This is a genomic window from Legionella stuttgartensis (assembly GCF_977063405.2).
Genome location: NZ_CDRUHA020000059.1, coordinates 144,682 through 161,210, shown reverse-complemented (window position 1 = coordinate 161,210; position 16,529 = coordinate 144,682). Strand labels below are relative to the sequence as shown.

The following is a 16,529-nucleotide window of genomic DNA, read 5'->3' as shown; positions in this document are numbered from 1 at the left end:
AAGGTCAATTATGACAAATTTTATTTTTATTACAGGTGGAGTGGTATCTTCCTTAGGAAAGGGTATTGCAGCTGCGTCGCTCGCTGCCGTGCTCGAGGCGCGTGGTCTTAAAGTAACCCTTATTAAGCTTGATCCCTATATTAATGTTGATCCTGGAACCATGAGTCCCTTCCAGCACGGCGAAGTGTTTGTGACCAATGATGGTGCAGAAACAGATCTGGATTTGGGACATTATGAGCGTTTCGTAAATACAACGATGACAAAACGTAATAATTTTACCTCAGGGAAAATTTATGAAAATGTCATTAAAAAAGAAAGAAAAGGGGATTATTTAGGTGGAACGGTTCAGGTAATTCCCCATATTACTAATGAGATCAAACGATGCATTAAATTAGGTGCTGATGGTTTTGATGTGGCAATGGTTGAAATTGGTGGAACTGTAGGTGACATCGAATCCTTACCTTTTCTTGAGGCCATTCGTCAAATGCGAATAGAATTAGGCTCACAAAGAACTTTATTCATCCATCTGACTTTAGTGCCTTATATTGCTACTTCAGGTGAGACCAAAACAAAACCAACTCAGCACTCAGTAAAGGAATTGCGCTCCATAGGTATTCAGCCGGATATCTTGATTTGTCGCTCAGAAAAAGCGTTACCTATGTCTGATAGAGCAAAAATTGCATTATTTACTAATGTGGAGAAAGAAGGCGTTATTCCTCTTGAAGATGCGCCAAGTATTTATCAAATTCCAAGAGTTTTGCATGAGCACGGACTCGATGACATTGTTGTGAAAAAATTGGGTCTTGATGTAAAGCCTGCTGACTTAAGTGAGTGGGATCGTGTTGTGGCAATGAGAGCGGTTCAAACCGCGACTGTAAAAATTGCTATGGTCGGTAAATATATTGAATTGAATGATGCCTATAAATCCATTAATGAGGCTTTATTGCATGCGGGACTTCATACCCAAACGAAAGTCGAAATTGTTTATTTGGATGCTGAGTTAATTGAAACTCATGGGGCGTCGCTTTTAGAAGGTATTGATGCCATTCTTGTTCCAGGCGGTTTTGGAGAGCGTGGTGTTGAAGGTAAAATTAAAGCAATCCAATATGCTCGTGAGCATAAAGTTCCTTTCTTAGGAATTTGTTTGGGAATGCAAACAGCAGTTATTGAATTTGCCAGAAATGTTGTTGGTTTAAAAGAAGCAAATTCTACTGAATTTAATAAAAGTACACCGTATCCTGTGCTGGGATTAATTAATGAGTGGATGGATGCGGATGGTTCAAAACAACTTCGTGATGAAGATGGTAATTTAGGTGGTACCATGCGTTTAGGGGCACAAATGTGTCAATTAGCAGAGGGTACATTGGCACGTAAAGTCTATGAAAAGCCACAAATAATAGAACGTCATCGCCATCGTTATGAAGTAAATAATAAATATGTAGAAAGCCTGGTTGAACATGGGTTGATTATCTCCGGACGTTCTGCAGATAATTCTTTAGTAGAAATGATAGAATTATCCGATCATCCCTGGTTTTTGGCATGCCAATTTCATCCAGAATTTACATCGACTCCAAGAGCAAGTCATCCACTGTTTAAACAATTCGTACTTGCTGCTCGTAAAAAACATCAAGGAAAAAATTAAGAATGAAATTATGTGGATTTGAAGTAGGTTTAGATAAGCCTTTATTTTTAATTGCTGGACCGTGCGTCATTGAAAGTGAAGAACTGGCTTTGGAAACTGCAGGTTATTTAAAGGAAATATGCAAGCAATTGCAGATTCCTTTTATCTATAAATCTTCGTTTGATAAAGCAAACCGTTCTTCTATATCCAGCTACAGAGGCCCTGGTTTTGAAAAGGGATTATCCATTTTAGAAAAAGTAAAAACTCAGGTGGGTGTTCCTGTTTTAACTGATGTCCATGAGGATACTCCTTTGTTAGAAGTATCGAGCGTGGTGGATGTATTACAAACCCCAGCGTTTTTATGCAGACAGACTAATTTTATCCAGAAAGTAGCGTCGATGAATAAGCCTGTTAATATCAAAAAAGGACAATTTTTAGCTCCCTGGGAAATGAAGCATGTGATTGATAAAGCAAAGGCATGTGGTAATGAGCAGATTATGGCATGTGAGCGTGGTGTAAGTTTCGGATATAATAATTTGGTTTCTGACATGCGTTCTTTAGCCATTATGCGTGAAACGGGTTGTCCTGTTGTTTATGATGCAACACATTCGGTGCAATTGCCTGGCGGAAATAATGGGGTTTCTGGAGGACAACGTGAGTTTGTTCCTGTTCTGGCTCGCGCTGCAGTAGCTGCAGGTATTTCTGGATTATTTATGGAAACGCACCCAAATCCAGATAAAGCATTGAGTGATGGTCCTAACAGTTGGCCCTTGGATAAAATGAAACCATTACTGGAGTCATTAAAGGCCTTAGATGCAGTATATAAAAATACAGGGGAAATTGAGTAATCAATTTCTCCCTTCTAAATCCCTTGGGATTGGCATCATGCTATAATATATTTAAATAGTTTATTTGAGCATATTATGAAAAATTCTAAATGGCATGAGCTTAAAATGAAGCACGATAAAGAATTGAATAACGATAAAATGAATTATGATCCAATCGATACTAAAAAAGAATTAGATGAGATTGAGAAAATTAATTTTGATCCAAACGACACGCGACGTGAAATGGATGTTCTAACTAATACTCGAGTGGGTGCTACACATCTCCCTGCACAACTGATGAATCAGCGAAATCCTTTAGATCCAGTTGATACGCCTACAGAAACCGAAGAGCTTGAGAATGCTCCCAAACCTCGCTAATCATGCACATTGTTCTTAAGACCTGTCGCCTCTAATTTCACACTATTTTTTAAATTGTTTAGCCATTTTTGTCTATTTTCTTCTCCCATATCTCCTTTCTTAATGACATAGTGCAAAAGATATATGCCGGTACTGTCTTTAATCAACATTTCCAACTCATCTTGAATTTGATTTTCAGGTGCTTCTATTCTTGTTTCAAATATCACCCGGTTTTCTGTATCTTCATGGAATTTGATGATGGGTTGATAACCTAAAGCTTTTAGATTGTCTATGAGAGTATTGGCGAATTGTTTTAATGATATATTTTTCTCCGATACAGGAAAATACTGGCTTGTAACTAATTCATGCCAATGATTAATATCGTCTCCTGCAGGAACGTATTCGATTGTTGTGCCAATTGAATTTTTATTACCCCAAGCCATTTGCCATGGACGTTCATCGAATGCAATCTTTAATCTTTCATAGTTCTTTATTTGAGGATCTATGGGATCAGAATCAGTTGACGAATTACAATAAAGTACGCCGTTATACAGGTAGTACTGTACGCACTGGGTATCATTTTCCGGAGTGACCTTAACCATATTGTCTAAAGAAAAAGAAGCTCCTACGGCTATAGAGCTCATCATAGTGAAAGTCCAAATAAATAGAATCGGTCTGACGATTTGATGATGCATGATGAATTTTTTTAGGGTACGTGTATAAAGAATAGCTTATAAATATGAACTAGTTAAAAATTATAAGTTACTCATAGTTATCAACGTACAATGATGTTAATTAGTTGTAACCTGGATGAAGTGAAGCGGTATCCGGGGTTCCTTTAATTCGCGTTCACCCAGTTACAATAGCAGAGGAGAGGGCATCCAATAACGTGATGAGTATGAGTAAAATCAGGAGAATCCCTCATCTTAAACTCCTCCGGATGACGTGGTTGTGAATGCATCATAAATACTGCAACTGTTGTGGAGCGGATGTAAGTGCAGACAATTGGGTAAGTTTAAACTTTGACTCGTTGTTCGAGCCAAAGTTGGAGTTTTTTAAGAATAAAACTTATTTCGTAGAAACCTCTCCTGATTATAGGAGAGGGTCAAAAAACTTAGCTGAGATCACTCATGCTAGATACTGCATGATAACCTGCATCAACGTGAACTACTTCGCCAGTAATCCCTGAGGCTAAATTAGAGCACAAAAATGCAGCAGTATTCCCAACTTCTTCAATCGTAACGTTTCTATGGAGCGGGGTAATATTAGCATAGGCATTTTGAATTTTACGGAAATCTTTAATTCCAGCCGCAGCAAGTGTTTTGATTGGTCCTGCTGATATAGCATTAATTCGGATCCCTTTAGAACCTAAACTTGAGGCTAAATAACGGACGGAAGCTTCAAGACTTGCCTTAGCAACACCCATAACATTATAGTTAGGTACCGCTTTTTCAGCGCCATAGTAACTTAAGGTCAACAGAGAGCCTTCCGTACCTTCCATCATAGGTAAAGCAGCTTGAGCGAGTCCTATCAGACTATAGGCACTGATATCATGAGCAATTCTAAAGCCTTCACGTGTACAAGACTCTACAAAATCTCCACTAATTTGATCGGCTGGAGCATAAGCTACTGAATGAATAAGGATATCTAAGTGGTCCCAATGTTTGCGAAGATTTGAAAAAAGAGCTTGGATTTCCTCATCATGAGCAACATCACAAGGAAAGGTAAGAGATGAATTGAATTCAGCCGCCATTTTTTCGACACGATCTTGTAAACGATCATTTTGATAAGTAAAAGCTAATTCAGCTCCCTGCTCATGAAATGCTTTAGCAATACCATAAGCTATAGATCTATTGCTCGCTAGACCAATAATAAGTGCTTTTTTACCCGCTAAAAATCCCACCATTCTCTCCTCAATTAATTAACATGAGTTCGATATAAAAGGCCATTTTATGTCTTTTATCGCTAAACGAATGTTATCCCGTAAAATGCTAGCATTTATAAGGGTTCTAGTTTTAAATAATTAAGTTCGATATGAAAAATAAACTTATTTTTTCATATCGAACTCACATTAATTAGTATGCAAAGCTAATAATTCACGCATCTTAGCCTGAATCATTTCAATAGCAATCCTGTTTTCTCCTCCGCGAGGAATAATAATGTCTGCATAGCGACTAGATGGTTCTATAAACTGCAAGTACATGGGACGTACTGTTGTTTCATATTGATGTACTACCGATTCAAAGGTTCTATGCCGTTCAACCACATCTCTTTTTAAGCGTCGGGTTAAACACACATCGAGCGGAGTGGACATAAAAATTCGAATATCCATTATTTCGCGTAATTCTTTATCGCTAAAGAGTAAAATACCTTCAAGGATAATAATGGCATGTTGTCCCACCGTTCTGGTTTCAGGCAAGCGCATGTGCTTGGAGTGGGAATAGATTGGAATTTCAACTGGTCGACCATCTCTTAATTGTCGTAAATGTTCGCAAAGCAACGCATGATCAAAAGAATCAGGGTGATCATAGTTTATTTTTTCTCTTTCAGGGAAAGGCAAATGACCATTATCTTTATAGTAGGCGTCTTCAGAAATAACTACTACTTGTTCCGAGCCAAGCTCATTAACGATTGTATTCGCTAAAAGACTTTTACCTGATGCAGAAGGGCCTGAAATCCCAATAATTATCGCTTGTTTGTTCATGATGATATCGTTAGAAATTTCGTGCAAATACTAAAGGTTTTTTGTGTTAAATTCAATCTTTAATTAGGGTTTGCTTGTTATAATGCTTTTTTTTAGAGCGATAAAACACACAAATTCTATAATATAAGTTTAGCTGATAAAAGATAACCCTGGGTGCGCTGCAGAACCCAGGGCTATCTGTTTAATTAAAAGCAGACACCACTTCCAGCAAGGGATTTCCGACAGTTCCAGATGGATTTTTTATCATAAGTATTGCGGATAAAGTAGCTGCAATGTCCGTGGTGTAAGTCGGACGAAATATGCGTTGCGCTTTAAAATCAGGATGAACAAACAGTAATGGAACATAACTGTCATATTGCCAAGGACTACCATGAGCAACACGATCGTTACCTTTAGTACCATAGGATTGATTTGGAGGTTGAATGAGGTAAAGATCTCCGGACCGATCTGGGAAATACATTTTATTAACTTTAGCGCTAAGCCAATCGTTTTCAATATCTGTAATTGGTAATGCATAGGCTTTGAAAACTCCAGGTTGCAGCGTTAAAGCGCGTGCAAGATAACGTTTCACTTCATTTAGTTTAATTTTATGCTGATTTATTACCTTATGATTAAGATAGATATAAGGCGGGGTAATCGACATGAGTGTTTCTTCTGGAAGCGCATATTGTTTTTTTAATACGTTATGAATGTAGTGCTCCATTTTTGGTATATCAATGGGATGAATTTCATGCATATGATGTGCTTTTAGATAAGTTGGACCATCATTTACACCATGATCTGCAGTAAGCACTATGAGTGTATTGTTGAGGCCTACTTGTTTGTCAATAACAGCAAAAAGATGCGCCAAAGTTTTATCTAATTCTAATAAATTATCTTCTGATTCAAGGCTATTGGGGCCAAATTGGTGACCGATTGCATCGACAGCAGAGAAGCTAATTCCTAAATAATCCGTTTTTCCAGATGATTGTCCTAATCGTTCTTCAGTTAAAAGTTGCTCTGCAAAATCTGCGGTTAATTGGTCTGCCTTAGGGGATCGGGACAGAGATTTAAAGTATTCAGGACTTGGGGATTGAGTTATATGATGTGGAAAGGTTTGACCAAAAAGTTCATCCTCATGATGGAAAATAGGAGAATTAGCATTTTGATATTCAGTTTTAGCACGACTCAGATGCCAATCGTAATCTTTAGGAAGATAATTTTTATTCCAATTTTTAACCCAGTGAGGGTATTGGGAATAGTAGTAAGTACTGGTAATAAAACCACCATTAGTTGTATCAAACCAAAACGCCTTGCCCGCATGACCAGCGAGGGCTATCGCTGAACGATCTTTTAAAGAGACACCAAAGGCACGTCCTTTATGGGAGAGTATGACTTCATCGCTTGACGTTGAGGCATACAAGTTTTTCGGAGAGCGCCCTGGAATAACAATACGCGTATGAGGTGTGCTCAGTATATTAGTTTTTAAATCCTCCATGCAATAGATCATCTGCTGTGATTTTCGGTCATACCATTCATTATTAACAATGCCGTGTAAGGATGGAAAACTTCCTGTTGAAACAGTAGCATGTCCTGCACAAGTAGTAGTATTAGCATGTGGGTGATGCGTATTATGATAATCTATGGCATGACTTAGCAAATAATTAAATCCTCCATTACCAAATTGTTGCTGATGTTGAACAATTAAATCACCACGTAATTGATCGATTACCAGTTGAACAACCAATTTGGGTTGATTGATTTGTGCATAGGTGTTGAGACAATTTAGAAAAAGAAAAATGGCGCAGAGGTATTTTTTCATAACTTCTCCTGATGCGGACTAAAAGAGGTAAATTAATCAACAGGGCGGAAAAAAGCAATCAAAAAGGTACATTTCACTTTTTTAAGCTCCTGTTTGCCTTAGAGGATAAGGCGGTGAAAAGAGTTTTTTTCATGAGTATATGCTCGAAATCGTTTGCTCTATGTTATTGACTTTTAAAGATTAAAAATTAATTAAGGAGTAAAAGGAAAATGCATGACTGGCTTTCTGAATTAGTTTAAACTTCGCCTTGGAGTAAATTTTACTAATCCCGATTCATGGAGTTTAAGGAGAACAGAAATGGGTTTTCAGTATGTCAAATATGATAAATTAGCAAAATACATTACGGAGAGTATTGCAACTGAATTAAAAAGCCATAAGTTGGATGAAAAAAACATTCCAAAGTCATTAAAGATTCTTTCCATTAGTCATCCTGAACGAGCGATTCAGTGTAAATATTTAAATGCAATCCTAAACTGTCTTGAACAATCCGACAATGACGATGAAGACAAAAAAATTGTACTTAATGCCGCGGCATACTATATTCGTGATCAAATTTTTAAAAGTTATCAAGGAACTGTAACTCCATATTTTTTATCTCCCGAAAACAGTACTTTATTTAATGCATTAACTACTTCACTCAATCTTACTTTGGACAATTTTCCGGATTCTAAAGATTTGCTTGATATGTATGATGCTTTGAGTAATTTTATGCATTCACATGTATATGTAGACTCTGATCCCAGAAAAGGTTATCTAAGCCCGAGTCAACAGGCTTTTTCAAAAACAAAAATCAGGGATTATAAGGTAGAAGATGTGCTGCAAGATTTACTTAAAAAAGTAGCGAATTTCAGAACAAAAGAGATTGATCTGACTAGGGAACAACAGTTGCTAAAAGAATCTGATATAAAAAATCGTGCAAGACTCTTTTCAGACAAAGCGATTCCTCCTGCACCAGAGTCTCCTAACAACCAAGATACTATGGAGCCGATTGTCTATACTCTTTTTACCAATAACAGCCTTTAATAGGCATTGTTTATAAACAGTAATCAGTGCAGCGAAGTAGGACCCGGTCAAAAATCGTAGGAACTCCTTTGCTGCATCATGTTGTGAATAGGATTTAGAAATTACAGCGGCTCTGATAGTTCCTTCTGTTGTTCTATGGGGTAACCTGACATAGCCCAATCGATAATACCACCATCAACTGAATAAACTTCTTGATATCCTAAATCCATTAAGGATTGAGCAGCAAATAAAGATCGGACTCCACCTTTGCAGTGTAAATAGATGGGTTGATTTTTATTGGGGAATTGAACTGCAAAAGAGGATGTAATGCGATCTTTAGGGATATGGATCGCTCTGGCAATATGGAATTCTTGCCATTCTGCCAATTCCCTAACATCAATTAAACAAAGATTGGGATCATGATCCATCCTTGTTTTTAGTTGATGTACATCAATTGTTTTAATATTAGGGTTGGTCATAACGAATCTCTCTTATTGTCGGTCTTGTAAAGGTGGAGTGGTGGAGTAACCAATAAATCGTTGCTGTGAACACACCGCCTATTAATGTAGCAAATGCCCAGGTAGCAGCAGAAACCAAGACTGGTTTTTGTCCGGTTTGATTCATATTGCCCGCATCGTGGGCTACAGCACCAGCAAAAATTAAATGTAAAATACCATTAATGATCATCATAATATATAAAAAGGTTTGTATTTGAGTGGAAAATTGTTGTATTAGCTCATTGATCATGAATAAGGTTCCTTTAGTTGTGAATCAATGTTAGTTGGACTTTTAAACCAAACAAAATCATTTTTTAGTAATATCATGAAATTAACGGATTATGTCAGGCATAAAAATCGAACTTGCAATATAATAACAGAAAATCAATAAGATCTTTTATTTCTGTGATAACCCCGGTAACATCATCGAAAAAAATAGAAAGAGAGAAAGCATGAATGCACATGAAATCCCCGTCCCTCATTTAACCACCGCTCATTCTGGACCATTGTTTCATGTTGAAAAAATTGTTTTAAATCAGATAGCAGCAATTGAAGCGTGGTTTAGACATCAATGGAAAGAAACTCCTCCTCCTTTAACTTCATCGGTTGACCTACGCCATGCAGGATTCAAACTGGCGCCGGTAGATACTAATCTATTTCCAGCGGGGTTTAACAATTTGAATCCCGAATTCTTACCCCTGTGTATTCAGGCAACACAGTCTGTTTTAGTTGATTATATCCCAGATTGCACACGCATCTTATTGGTTCCAGAAAGTCATACACGCAATATGTTTTATTTAAAAAGTCTTAATGTATTAAGAACAATTTTTATCAAAGCGGGCTTTGTAGTTCGTATTGGTAGTTTGGACCCAGAGATTAAAGAACCCACTGAAATGATTCTTGATGGGGGTGAATCGCTACTCTTAGAGCCTATACAGCGCGAGGGCGATCGTGTTGGCCTGGCTAACTTTAATCCATGTTTTCTTATGTTGAATAATGATTTGTCTCAGGGGATCCCTGAAATTTTACAAGGAATAAAACAAAAGATAAGACCTACAGCACAATTAGGTTGGTCTTCGCGGTTGAAATCTAGTCATTTTAATTTTTATGACGAGGTCGCGATGGAGTTTTCCGAATTGGTAGGGATGGATTCCTGGTTAATCAATCCTTATTTTAGTGCTCTAGAAGGACTGGATTTCATGGCTCAGGAAGGGGTAGACAGGTTAGCCATCGAAGTAGATAAAATTCTCACTTTAATGAATGATAAATATGCAACTTACGGAATAAAAGAGAAACCATTTGTTGTAATTAAAGCAGATAATGGTACTTATGGCATGAGTGTTATGATGGTGCATGAGGCAGAAGAGGTACGTAAATTAAATAGAAAACAACGTACTCGAATGTCGACCAGTAAAGGTGGTCGCAAAGTGGATAGAGTTATTATTCAAGAGGGTGTATATACTTTTGAAACCATGCCAAACGGTTCTGTTGCTGAACCTGTAGTCTATATGATTGGCCAATTTGTGGTGGGTGGATTTTACCGAGTTCATCAAGAACGTGGTATTGATGAAAATCTGAATGCACCGGGAATGCATTTTGAACCTTTAGCTTTTGCCCAAGCGTGTAATATGCCTTGCGATGATTTAACTGAGGTGGATGAATCGAATCGCTTTTATGTGTATGGGGTTATTGCCCGCTTAGCAGCACTTGCTGCAGCAAGGGAAATTGCAGCGATTGGAGGTGAATGATGAAACTTGCTGTGTTGTTGGATCCTCTAAATCAATTAAAGCCTTATAAAGACACCTCTCTAGCTATGATCAAGAAAGCTCAAGAAATGGGTTGGTCTTGTGTTGTTTTTACTCAAGAAGATTTATTTTGTAAGGAAGGACGGGCTTTTGCATACGTTTATGATTTAAGTATCGGGGATGTGAGTAGCAAAGATTGGGTAACGATTAATGATTCATATGAAACGCCTTTAGGTGAATTTGATATCATTTTGATGCGCAAAGATCCTCCTTTTAATACAGAATATATTTATACGACCTATTATCTGGAACTGGCTGAACGCGAAGGAGTTCTTGTAGCCAACAACCCCCAAAGCTTACGTGATGCAAATGAGAAGTTTTTTACTTTAAATTTTCCTCAGTGCTGTCCAACCACACTTGTTTCACGAAATATGAAACGGTTGAAATCATTTTGGGAGGAGCACAAACAAGTTATTTTTAAACCATTGGAAGGAATGGGAGGTAATTCTGTATTCCATGTTGAGGAGCAAGGAAATAATTTAGCAGTTATTTTAGAAGTCCTAACTAAAAATCAAACACAAACGATTATTGCTCAACGATATATTCCTGAAATAAAGCACTCTGGCGATAAACGCATTTTATTAATCAATGGCGAACCTGTTCCTTATGCATTGGCACGTATTCCTGCACAAGGAGATTTGCGCGGTAACTTAGCTGCAGGTGCACGAGGAGAGGTAGTACCTATTACAACTAGAGACAGGTGGATATGTGAACAAGTGGGGCCTACGCTTAAAGCCAAGGGTTTGTATTTTGTTGGTATTGATGTGATTGGTGATTATTTAACAGAAATTAATGTTACAAGCCCAACCTGTTTACGAGAAATAGAAGCAGAAACAAAACTTGATATCGCTGGTGATTTTTTACGAAGCCTTGAGAAGATATGTCTTGCCTAATAATTAAACTCTATAAAAGTAACCAGGATGAAGCCTAGCAAAATTCGGGGCTAAGAAATTTATTCAAATACAGAAACCTGGGTTTCGCCATTCTTCACCCAGGCTACAAAGTATTACAGAACTACATTATTCATCTACATAATCACTACCAGTTTCTGCTGCTGCTTCCTGATCTGCTTTTTTATCATCAACATACAGAGAACCTGTATCTGGATGAGTACCTGTAATTAAATGGTTACGATATTGTAAATACGCATCTCTCATAAAGGCATATTTATCCAAAGCTTCATCCATTATTTGATCAGTATCGAGCAGTTGTGAGCGTAAATCCACAGTACGGAGCGCTAATAAACTGTAGACTACTGCATCTTCATTAATGTAAACATAGGGGCTGTATAGCGCAAATTGGAATAACCATCCTGCTCCGTCTCGAAGAGTACTTGGACCCAATAGGGGTAGCATTAGGAATGGGGAGTTTTTATCGCCCCATTTCGCTAAAGTAAGACCCAAATCATTTGAATGAGGGGGTAAGCCAAAGGTTTTAGCTACGTCAAATAAACCACCCACACCTAAAGAAGAGTTTATAATGAAGCGCCAAGAGTCTCGAATTGCCCATTTTCCCTCAGCCTGCAGAAGATCATTTCCTACGGATGGAATAAGATCCAAGTTGTTGTAAAAGTTATTTATACTTTTTCGAACAGGAGCCGGTAAAACGGCCCGATATGCCTTTGCGGTGGGCCTCAAAATTGCATTGTCTAAGGCAGAATTAAACTTATATACTTTGCGGTTAAAAGGTTCAAAAGGATCGGCGGGGTTAGTTCCCTTGCAAGCACATCCAGTTAAAGCGAGAGCACCGGTAAAACTAATGACTATTGAAATTAATCGCATGATTTTTTTAATTATTTGACTTAGTAAACGATGTTACACGAGTTTGATGTACTTGCAAACAATCATAGTGACTCGTGCAGTCGTTGACGTTTTGATTAAGATATATTTTTGTGGCCTGGGTTAGCACAGTGGAAGCGAATATAAAGTAAGACCACAATATAGATGGACTAGTTTCGATCTTGATTAGAACGATAAATAATTTATTGAACAAGGTGGTTTAGATCCCGCGCATAAAGCGCGGGACGTAGAAGACTTGAGATAAGTGGTCAATAGATTCTAGAACTTTAACAAAAAAGTCACAGGTCCATCATTACATAAGTGCACTTGCATGTTGGCACCAAAACATCCGCTCTGTGTATGGGGAAATAACTGCGCAGCGCGCGTCAAGAGATTATCAAAAAGCAATCGTCCAAGCTCTGGTGGTGCTGCATTGGAAAAACTGGGGCGCAATCCTTTTTGGGTTTCGGCCATTAATGTAAATTGTGGAACTAATAATAAACCACCTTGAACATCTTTAAGGCTCAAATTCATTTTGCCTTGATTGTCATCAAAAATACGATAATTAAGGCATTTATCTAACATTTTATTGATATTGTGTTCTGTATCATCAGGTTCAAAACCACAGAGTATCAGAAGTCCTTGATCTATTCTTCCAACGGTTTCACCATCAATATCTACACGAGCGTGTGTTACTCTTTGAATGACTATCAGCATGCATCAAGCCCTTGTTTGGAAATTTCTTTACTCGCATAAATTAGGGCGTCAATAATGCCTGACTCTCTATCCGAATGCCCTGCATCGCGAACTATTCTTAAATTGGATGCCGGGATTGCTTGATGCAGTTCAAAGGCTCCTGCCAGAGGAGAAATTAAATCAAAGCGGCCGTGTACAATGTATGTTGGGATATGTCTAATTTTATGAACATTGTCCATTACCTGATTTTCTTCAATGAAAAAATGATTGTTGATGTAATGGGATTCTAATGTCGCAAGAGCGAGGGCAAAATGAGGATCGCTAAATTGATCAATGACATATAAATGAGGATGTAAGCTACTACAACGAGCCTCCCATAATGCCCATGACTTTGCCGCACTCATTCGTGCCAGTTCATTAGGACCTTGTAAACAATTGGCATAATATTGAGGGATTTTGTCCAGCATGTTTTCAGGGACAGTACTAATAAACTCTTGCCAGTAATCAGGATAAACTAGGTTGGCACCGCGCTTATAAAACCAATCAAAATCATGCTGTCTTCCCAAAAAAACTTGATGCAGTTGTAGTGCCTTAATTTGTTGTGGAAATTTTTGGGCATAGAGTAAGGCAAGTAAAGAGCCCCAGCCACCTCCAGACAATACAAATTCGGATAACCCTAAGAAGTCTCTAATGGCATCGATGTCATCTAATAACAAATTGGTCGTATTTTCACGAACTTCCAGATGAGGAGTAGAACGCCCACAGCCACGTTGATCAAACAGTACGATTCGATAATGTTGTGGATCAAAAAACCGTCTATGATAACCATCTCCAGAAGAAGCACCGGGGCCTGGATGTAATACAATAACGGGCAATCCATCAGGATTGCCTGTTTCTTCAATATAAAGCGTATGTAGTGCACTGACTTTTAATTCATGTTGCGCATAAGGTTTAATTGACGGATAGAGTGAGTGCATTTTAGTCCTTTGGGAAGTTTTGTTTTGCCATATTGCGCTATTTTGCGCCGGGAAGCGTTTGAAAGCAATACGTATTCATGTTGGCGTAAAAAAACAAGATTATAATTATAATTAGTATAGCTTCTATTTTCTTTTCCTTGCGGGATAGTGGGATCTATTAATAGAATACACCATCGATTTTTTCCTGGAATTTATTTATGACTCTTGCTGCAATTCTTAAAGGACTGAATGAGCGACAACGCGAAGCAGTTACTTCTCCGCTGGGTAATACGCTGGTCCTTGCTGGGGCAGGGAGTGGGAAGACAAAGGTTTTGGTTAGTCGTATTGCATGGCTTATTGAGGAGAAGCATATTTCACCACATGGAATTTTAGCCGTAACGTTTACCAATAAAGCAGCTGGCGAAATGAGAACGCGCTTAAATAATATGTTGAGTACCCCTGTATTGGGATTATGGGTAGGAACTTTTCATGGGTTGTGTCATCGCTTGCTTCGTCGTCATTATCAAGAAGCACATTTGCCTGAACTATTCCATATTTTAGACTCTGAAGATCAAGCACGCTTGATCAAACGAGTGATTGCTTCATTAAATCTTGACTCAGAACAATGGCCAGTGAAACAGGCTCAGACTTTCATTAATGGACGCAAAGATGAAGGGCTACGACCCCAGCACGTCCATACTTTGCCTTATGGGCCTGGTAAAACATTACTCAATATTTATAATGCATATGAACAAGCCTGCCAGACTGCAGGAGTAATTGATTTTGCGGAATTGTTATTGCGGACTCATGAATTGTTACGCGATAACCCAGAAATTCTTAATCACTACCGTCAACGTTTTCAAGCGATATTGGTGGATGAGTTCCAAGATACCAATACAATTCAATATGCATGGGTACGTCTTCTTGCTGGGGAACATGCTGCTGTCTTGGCGGTTGGCGATGATGATCAATCAATTTATGGTTGGCGTGGCGCTAAAGTAGAAAATATTCAGCAGTTTTCTCAAGACTTTAAAAACACACAGATTATTCGTTTGGAACAAAATTATCGTTCCACAGCTACAATACTTGATGCTGCCAATGCTTTAATTACCCATAATAACTCACGAATGGGGAAAGACTTGTGGACGGATGGTGCAACTGGAGAAAAAATTATAGTCTACAGTGCTTTTAATGAGCTGGAAGAAGCACGCTTTGTTTGTGAACGAATTATGATGGAAATAAATCAAGGCGTAAGTGCTGATGAAATTGCTATTTTATATCGTTCGAATGCTCAATCAAGGGTTTTAGAGGAAGCATTATTACGTGCTGGAATTGCTTATCGTATTTATGGTGGATTACGCTTCTTTGATCGCGCAGAAGTAAAAGATGCTTTAGCTTATTTGCGTTTATTAGTGAATCCTGATGATGATAATGCTTTTGAGCGTATCGTTAATTTTCCAACTCGAGGTATTGGTGAAAAAACGCTTGATGATCTGCGTCATTATGCCAAATCGGAGCAAAGTTCTTTATGGCACGCGGCCAAAACCTTATTGCAATCAGGTGAAATGGCTCAACGGGCAGGTTCTTCTCTGGCGAAATTCATCGAACTAATCGAACAATTGCAGCAAAATACCGCAGCAATGGAGTTAGACGAGCAGTTATCTATAGTTATTCAGCAGAGTGGATTATATGCTCATTTCAGCAAAATCAAAGGCGATAAATCGGAGTCTCGTCTTGATAACTTACAAGAATTAATCAATGCGGCAAAACAATTTCGTTATGAACAAGAAGACGAAGAAGAAATTCCTCTAGTGAATGCATTCCTAGCACATGCCTCTTTAGAGGCCGGAGAAATGCAGGCAGAAGAGCACGAGCGTTATGTTCATTTGATGACTTTACACGCTGCTAAAGGCCTTGAGTTTCCCATGGTATTTTTAGTAGGAATGGAAGAAGGTGTGTTTCCTGGAAAACAGTCTTTGGAGGAGCCTGGACGTTTGGAGGAAGAGCGTCGGTTATGTTATGTGGGGATGACGCGTGCTATGCGCAAACTGGTTTTGTCGTATGCTGAAATACGACGACAATATGGTCGAGAAGAGTATCATCGGCCTTCACGATTTTTAAGGGAGTTACCCCAGGAATTACTTGATGAGATTCGTGTCAAGGCGAAATTTCAAGCACCAGTTATTACGCGAAATAAACCTTCCGTGGTGCCAGAAACCTCAGGGTTGTCTTTAGGACAAAGTGTAACCCATGCAAAATTTGGTCAAGGCATAGTATTAGCAGTTGAGGGTAGTGGGGCGCATACTCGTGTTCAGGTAAAGTTTAATGAACATGGTGTGAAATGGCTTGTTTTAGCTTATGCTAATTTAGCTGTTGAGATGTGAGTAATACTAATATTCCTAGGGTCCTCTTGGCTGCACTCAAATGGCATTGATTTTAGAGCACCGAAACGCGTATAAAATTAGGTCCTTTGGCCTTGAGATAG

Annotated in this window: 16 protein-coding genes; 7 read left to right on the top strand and 9 right to left on the bottom strand. The window is 38.4% G+C overall.

Features of this window, described 5'->3' with window-relative positions; genetic code table 11:
- Nucleotides 1–10 precede the first annotated feature (10 nt).
- From ACWTEW_RS18915 to ACWTEW_RS18905, 3 genes are all read left to right on the top strand, one after another.
- Entirely contained in the window at nt 11–1,642 is a 1,632-nt protein-coding gene (locus ACWTEW_RS18915; RefSeq protein WP_454783203.1) for a CTP synthase, read from the top strand.
- 2 nt (nt 1,643–1,644) lie between these two features.
- Nucleotides 1,645–2,469, top strand: coding sequence for a 3-deoxy-8-phosphooctulonate synthase (gene kdsA, locus ACWTEW_RS18910; protein ID WP_454783202.1), 825 nt, complete (start codon nt 1,645–1,647; stop codon nt 2,467–2,469).
- Between the two features lie 75 nt (nt 2,470–2,544).
- On the top strand, nt 2,545–2,826 hold the full coding sequence (locus ACWTEW_RS18905) for a hypothetical protein (protein WP_454783201.1): 282 nt from the start codon (nt 2,545–2,547) through the stop codon (nt 2,824–2,826).
- On the opposite strand, the gene ACWTEW_RS18900 is transcribed toward ACWTEW_RS18905, so the two are convergent.
- The 4 genes from ACWTEW_RS18900 to ACWTEW_RS18885 form a co-directional block, all read right to left on the bottom strand.
- Nucleotides 2,823–3,452, bottom strand: coding sequence for a hypothetical protein (locus ACWTEW_RS18900; RefSeq protein ID WP_454783200.1), 630 nt, complete (start codon nt 3,450–3,452; stop codon nt 2,823–2,825). The two genes, ACWTEW_RS18905 and ACWTEW_RS18900, sit on opposite strands and share 4 nt — an antisense overlap.
- 467 nt (nt 3,453–3,919) lie before the next feature.
- Nucleotides 3,920–4,711, bottom strand: a complete 792-nt coding sequence (locus ACWTEW_RS18895) for an enoyl-ACP reductase FabI (RefSeq protein ID WP_454783199.1) — start codon at nt 4,709–4,711, stop codon at nt 3,920–3,922.
- 165 nt (nt 4,712–4,876) lie between these two features.
- The gene (udk, locus tag ACWTEW_RS18890) at nt 4,877–5,509 is read right to left on the bottom strand and encodes a uridine kinase (protein WP_454783198.1); all 633 of its coding nucleotides are present in this window, start codon (nt 5,507–5,509) and stop codon (nt 4,877–4,879) included.
- Between the two features lie 181 nt (nt 5,510–5,690).
- A complete protein-coding gene (locus ACWTEW_RS18885; RefSeq protein WP_454783197.1) occupies nt 5,691–7,310 on the bottom strand; it encodes an alkaline phosphatase family protein in 1,620 nt (539 codons plus the stop codon).
- 297 nt (nt 7,311–7,607) lie between these two features.
- Between ACWTEW_RS18885 and ACWTEW_RS18880 the strand changes: the two genes are divergently transcribed.
- On the top strand, nt 7,608–8,333 hold the full coding sequence (locus tag ACWTEW_RS18880; protein ID WP_454783196.1) for a hypothetical protein: 726 nt from the start codon (nt 7,608–7,610) through the stop codon (nt 8,331–8,333).
- Between the two features lie 101 nt (nt 8,334–8,434).
- On the opposite strand, the gene ACWTEW_RS18875 is transcribed toward ACWTEW_RS18880, so the two are convergent.
- Both ACWTEW_RS18875 and ACWTEW_RS18870 read right to left on the bottom strand, forming a co-directional pair.
- Entirely contained in the window at nt 8,435–8,791 is a 357-nt protein-coding gene (locus ACWTEW_RS18875) for a rhodanese-like domain-containing protein (protein WP_454783195.1), read from the bottom strand.
- Nucleotides 8,778–9,059 (bottom strand): hypothetical protein, encoded by a 282-nt coding sequence (locus ACWTEW_RS18870; RefSeq protein ID WP_454783194.1) that lies wholly within the window; start codon nt 9,057–9,059, stop codon nt 8,778–8,780. The genes ACWTEW_RS18875 and ACWTEW_RS18870 overlap by 14 nt, the downstream gene beginning before the upstream one ends.
- Nucleotides 9,060–9,261: 202 nt before the next feature.
- Here ACWTEW_RS18870 and gshA point away from each other — a divergent pair, with 202 nt between their 5' ends.
- Nucleotides 9,262–10,557: a glutamate--cysteine ligase gene (gshA, locus tag ACWTEW_RS18865; RefSeq protein WP_454783193.1), complete on the top strand. Its 1,296-nt coding sequence runs from the start codon at nt 9,262–9,264 to the stop codon at nt 10,555–10,557.
- On the top strand, nt 10,557–11,507 hold the full coding sequence (gene gshB, locus ACWTEW_RS18860; RefSeq protein ID WP_454783284.1) for a glutathione synthase: 951 nt from the start codon (nt 10,557–10,559) through the stop codon (nt 11,505–11,507). The genes gshA and gshB overlap by 1 nt, the downstream gene beginning before the upstream one ends.
- Nucleotides 11,508–11,633: 126 nt before the next feature.
- On the opposite strand, the gene ACWTEW_RS18855 is transcribed toward gshB, so the two are convergent.
- From ACWTEW_RS18855 to pip, 3 genes are all read right to left on the bottom strand, one after another.
- Nucleotides 11,634–12,395, bottom strand: a complete 762-nt coding sequence (locus ACWTEW_RS18855) for an MlaA family lipoprotein (RefSeq protein WP_454783192.1) — start codon at nt 12,393–12,395, stop codon at nt 11,634–11,636.
- 276 nt (nt 12,396–12,671) lie between these two features.
- Nucleotides 12,672–13,109: a D-aminoacyl-tRNA deacylase gene (gene dtd, locus ACWTEW_RS18850; protein ID WP_454783191.1), complete on the bottom strand. Its 438-nt coding sequence runs from the start codon at nt 13,107–13,109 to the stop codon at nt 12,672–12,674.
- The gene (gene pip, locus ACWTEW_RS18845; protein ID WP_454783190.1) at nt 13,103–14,065 is read right to left on the bottom strand and encodes a prolyl aminopeptidase; all 963 of its coding nucleotides are present in this window, start codon (nt 14,063–14,065) and stop codon (nt 13,103–13,105) included. The genes dtd and pip overlap by 7 nt, the downstream gene beginning before the upstream one ends.
- Before the next feature lie 197 nt (nt 14,066–14,262).
- Here pip and uvrD point away from each other — a divergent pair, with 197 nt between their 5' ends.
- The gene (uvrD, locus tag ACWTEW_RS18840) at nt 14,263–16,428 is read left to right on the top strand and encodes a DNA helicase II (RefSeq protein ID WP_454783189.1); all 2,166 of its coding nucleotides are present in this window, start codon (nt 14,263–14,265) and stop codon (nt 16,426–16,428) included.
- The last annotated feature ends 101 nt before the right edge of the window (nt 16,429–16,529 follow it).